The organism is Pseudaquabacterium terrae (assembly GCF_013266755.1).
Lineage (GTDB): Bacteria > Pseudomonadota > Gammaproteobacteria > Burkholderiales > Burkholderiaceae_C > Pseudaquabacterium > Pseudaquabacterium terrae.
In genome coordinates this window covers 1-2,695 of the sequence record NZ_JABRWJ010000039.1, presented here as the reverse complement: position 1 = coordinate 2,695, position 2,695 = coordinate 1, and the positions used below count along the sequence as shown (strand labels likewise).

The 2,695-nt window shown below is 66.3% G+C and carries 3 protein-coding genes and 3 tRNA genes; all 6 read left to right on the top strand.

What is annotated here, in order from left to right:
- Positions 1 to 41: 41 nt before the first annotated feature.
- Positions 42 to 124, top strand: a tRNA-Leu gene (locus HLB44_RS36585).
- Positions 125 to 132: 8 nt separating this feature from the next.
- Positions 133 to 207, top strand: a tRNA-Met gene (locus HLB44_RS36580).
- Between the two features lie 128 nt (positions 208 to 335).
- Positions 336 to 473 carry an SEC-C metal-binding domain-containing protein gene (locus HLB44_RS38295; RefSeq protein ID WP_217283948.1) on the top strand — a complete coding sequence of 46 codons (138 nt, stop codon included), beginning with the start codon at positions 336 to 338 and terminating at the stop codon, positions 471 to 473.
- A 185-nt stretch (positions 474 to 658) separates the two neighbouring features.
- Positions 659 to 734 (top strand) — tRNA-Arg (locus HLB44_RS36570).
- Positions 735 to 777: 43 nt separating this feature from the next.
- Positions 778 to 1,350 (top strand): HNH endonuclease, encoded by a 573-nt coding sequence (locus tag HLB44_RS36565; RefSeq protein WP_173135780.1) that lies wholly within the window; start codon positions 778 to 780, stop codon positions 1,348 to 1,350.
- 46 nt (positions 1,351 to 1,396) lie between these two features.
- Positions 1,397 to 2,695 (top strand): vWA domain-containing protein (locus HLB44_RS36560; RefSeq protein WP_173135779.1); only part of this gene is annotated, 1,299 nt, incomplete at its 3' end.

Sequence of the window (2,695 nt, the reverse complement as noted above, 5' to 3'; positions counted from 1 at the left end):
TGGTCAGGGTTCAAGCCCCTGGCGACGCACCACGCATCAACCCCCTCGTGGCGGAATAGGCAGACGCACCGGTCTCAGAAACCGGAGCCCGCAGGGCATGTCCGTTCGACTCGGACCGAGGGGCCAAGCAGCAGTCCGGTAGCTCAGCGGCAGAGCAGTGCCCTCATAAGGCGAAGGCCGGTGGATCGTGCCCACCCCGGACCACCAACGACATCAGCAGATCCGAGACCGTCAACCACCCAGGAGGTGTGCCATGAAACCGATCAATGAAGACGACGACGTGAGCTTTCACGATCACGAGCAAACGGCGCAAAGGCTTCCCGTCCGAGACGGGGGTGAAGCGCGGTGACCGCATCGTCGGCGGCGCGAAGGAACTCATCGAGAAGCTCGGCCGCAACGATCCGTGCCCATGCGGCTCCGCGAGGTCGTTTCAAACGCTGCTGCCTGCGCAGCGGATGCTTTTGACGGCGTGAACCGCGATCACTATCGACGTTGAATGGACGATGTGGGTGTAGCTCAGAGGCAGAGCAACGCTCCTACAAAGCGAGGGTCGACGTTTGCACGCGCGATGCGCGTGGCCTTCGGCCCGTTGCTTCGCAACGTCCTGACCGGCTTCGCCGACCAGAGCGAAATCGTCAGGGGCCACCAACCTTTCCATACGTCCGTAGCTCAGTTGGAAGAGCGCGACCCTCCGAAGGTCGAGGCCGGTGGTTCGAACCCACCCGGACGTGCCAAACCGAAATCACGCACGAAGCGGGCCAAGAAGGGAGGCCACCCATGCACCCACACCACAGCCATGTGCTGCAACTCGACATCCAGGGCACGCCGCAGGCGTGGATCTCGCTCGAGCACGCGGCCCTGCATGTGGCCACCGGCTCGGTGGCATGGGTCGACGGCGATGGCCCGCTGGCGACGCTGCGTGGTGGCTTCAACGTCGAGCGTGGCCGGCAGTCGATCATCGATGTGCACCCGATCATCGCGCTGCACGGCGCGTCCAAGGTCAACTTGTTCGACGTGGTGCCCGCGTTCAGCAAGAGCAAGCTGTTCCGGCGTGACCGGCTGACGTGCGCCTACTGCGGCCAGCGCTTCAACGAGCGTGACCTGCAATGCGAACACATCGTGCCGGAATCGCGCGGTGGCCGCTGGACCTGGATGAACCTGGTCACCGCCTGCGGTGTCTGCAACGGCCGCAAGGCCGACCGCACGCCCGAGGAAGCGAGCATGCCGCTGGTGTACCTGCCCTACGTGCCGAGCCGCTTCGAGGACTTCTTGCTCGAAGGCCGGCACATCCGGGCGGACGTGCACGAGTGGCTCGCCGCGAGGCTGCCGAAGGGCTCGCGACTGAACTGAGCCGCACGCATTGCCAAACAAGTTGAATGCACAGAGGAGAACACTCATGGTCAACACCCAACTCTTCCAGACGCTCAAGGGCGCGCTCCTGCCGGGCGCCACCGCGCGCAACCAGGAGCAAGCGCCGGCCTATGCCCTGAGCGCGCGCCACCAGCTGGCGCAGCTCGCAGCGACTGGCTCCCTGAACCAGACCTTCTATGCGAGCGCGGACTCGCAGCTGAACACGGTGCGTGCCCTGGCGCAAACCGTCGACCCGGCGTTCGTGGCCAAGACCGCCATCTATGCACGCCAGGCTGGCCACATGAAGGACATGCCGGCCCTGCTGGCCGCCACGCTCGCGGCGCGCGACGTGGCGCTGCTGGGCCAGGTATTCGGCCGCGTGGTCGACAACGGCAAGATGCTGCGCAACTTCGTGCAGATCGTGCGCAGTGGCTCGGTGGGTCGCAAGTCGCTGGGTTCGCGTCCGAAGAAGCTGGTGCAACACTGGCTGCTGACCGCGAGCGAGAAGCAGCTGTTGAACGCCTCGGTGGGCAACACGCCGTCGCTGGCCGACGTGGTGAAGATGGCTCACCCGAAGCCGGCGGAGGCCTGGCGCGCTGCGTGGTTCGCGTGGTTGATCGGCAAGGCCGTCGATGAGACGGCGCTGCCGCCCATCACGCAAGCCTTCGAGCGCTTCAAGCGGGCCGTGGCCGAGGGCGTGGTGTGCGAGGTGCCGGACGTTCCGTTCCAGATGCTGACCGCGCTGGAGCTGAGCACCGCGCAGTGGGCGCAGATCGCGCAGTCGGGCTCGTGGCAGATGGTGCGACAGAACCTGAACACCTTCGCGCGTCACGGCGTGTTCGAGCTTGGCGGCATGGCCGAGGCGATCGCAGCCAAGCTGCGGGACCCGAAGGCCGTGGCCCAGGCGCGTGTGCTGCCGTACCAGCTGATGTCGGCCTTCAAGGCGACGGGAGAAGGTGTGCCGGCGGTGGTTCGTGATGCGCTGCAGGACGCGATGGAGGCGGCGCTGGCCAATGTGCCGGCGTTCGATGGCCGTGTGGTGGTGTGCCCCGACGTGTCGGGCTCGATGAGCTCGGCGGTGACGGGTCACCGCGGTTCGGCGACGTCCAGCGTGCGTTGCATCGATGTCGCGGCCCTCGTCGCGGCGGCGGTGTTGCGCAAGAACCCGGCGGCGCGTGTTCTGCCGTTCGAGCAGGCCGTGGTGAAGCTGTCGTTGAACGCCCGCGACTCGGTGATGACCAATGCGCAGGCCTTGGCCGCCATCGGTGGCGGTGGCACCAACTGCAGCGCGCCACTGGCCTTGCTGAACAAGGAGCGTGCGAAGGTGGAGTTGGTGATCCTCGTC